General features: G+C 73.8%; 1 protein-coding gene. It reads left to right on the top strand.

The window, feature by feature from the left end:
* Window positions 1-2: 2 nt before the first annotated feature.
* Complete coding sequence (locus tag ACWD3D_RS37055; protein ID WP_451465022.1) at window positions 3-1,454, top strand: FAD-dependent oxidoreductase; 1,452 nt, start codon at window positions 3-5, stop codon at window positions 1,452-1,454.
* The last annotated feature ends 3 nt before the right edge of the window (window positions 1,455-1,457 follow it).

The following is a 1,457-nucleotide window of genomic DNA, read 5'->3' on the forward strand; positions in this document are numbered from 1 at the left end:
CGGTGGTCGGCGGCGGCATCGCCGGGCTCGCGGCGGCCACCCTGCTGGCCGAGCGCGGCGCGCGGGTCACTCTCCACGAACGGGAACCCACGCTCGGCGGGCGGCTCGCGGGGTGGTCCACCGAACTGGCGGACGGCTCCTCGGTCACCATGAGCCGGGGTTTCCACGCCTTCTTCCGCCAGTACTACAACCTGCGCGGGCTACTCCGTCGGGTCGACCCCGGGCTGGAGTCGCTCACCGCCGTGCCGGACTATCCGCTGCGGCACAGCGACGGGATGTACGACAGCTTCGCCCGGGTACCGCGCACCCCTCCGCTCAGCGCGATGGGGTTCGTCGCCCTCAGCCCCTCCTTCGGGGCGCGCGACCTGCTGCGGATGAACCCGCGCGCCGCGCTGCCGCTGCTCGACGTCCGCGTCCCCGAGGTGTACGAGCGGCTGGACCGGGTCAGCGCCCGCGACTTCCTGACGCGGGTCCGCTTCCCGGAGGCCGCGCACCATCTGGCCTTCGAGGTGTTCTCGCGGAGCTTCTTCGCCGATCCGGGCGACCTGTCCGCCGCCGAACTGGTCCTGATGTTCCACATCTACTTCCTCGGTTCCAGCGAGGGGCTGCTCTTCGACGTACCGGCGGAGCCGTACCCGCAGGCACTCTGGGACCCGCTCCACGAATATCTGGAGAAGCACGGGGTGCGAGTGCGGACCGGCTCGACGGTGGAGAGCGTGACCCCCGCCCCGGACGGCGGGCTGGACGTCACGGCGGACGGCCGCACCCGGCGCAGGGACGCGGTGGTGCTGGCCCTCGACTCCGGCGGGCTGCGCCACCTGGTGGCGGCTTCTCCCGGACTCGGCGACGGCCGGTGGCGCGGCAGGCTGGCACGGCTGCGCACGGCCCCGCCGTTCCTGGTGTCGCGGCTCTGGCTGGAGCGGCCCGTGGCGGCGGACCGCCCGGGCTTCCTCGGCACCAGTGGGTACGGCCCGCTGGACAACGTGAGCGTCCTGGAGCGCTGGGAGGGTGAGGCCCTGCGGTGGTCCCGCCGCACCGGCGGTTCGGTGGTGGAGCTGCACGCGTACGCGGTGGCACCGAACGCGGACCGGCCGGCCGTACAGGCAGAGCTGGTACGCCAGTTGCACCGGGTCTACCCGGAGACCGCAGGGGTCCGGGTGGTGGACTCCCGGCACGAGTGGCGGGCGGACTGCCCGCACTTCCCCGTGGGCGGCTACCGCGACCGTCCCGCCGTACGCACACCTCACCCGACCGTGGTGGTCGCGGGCGACCTGGTCCGTACCGAACTGCCGGTCGCTCTGATGGAGCGGGCCGCCACCAGCGGGTTCATGGCCGCGAACGCCCTGTTGGCCGACTGGGGGGTGCGGGGCCAGACCCTGTGGACGGTGCCGCGCACCGGACGATCGGCGGTGCTGCGCCAACTCGCCCGGCTGGGCACGGCTCACGGCGGCTGACCC

The sequence above is a fragment of the Streptomyces sp. NPDC002690 genome, assembly GCF_053592415.1.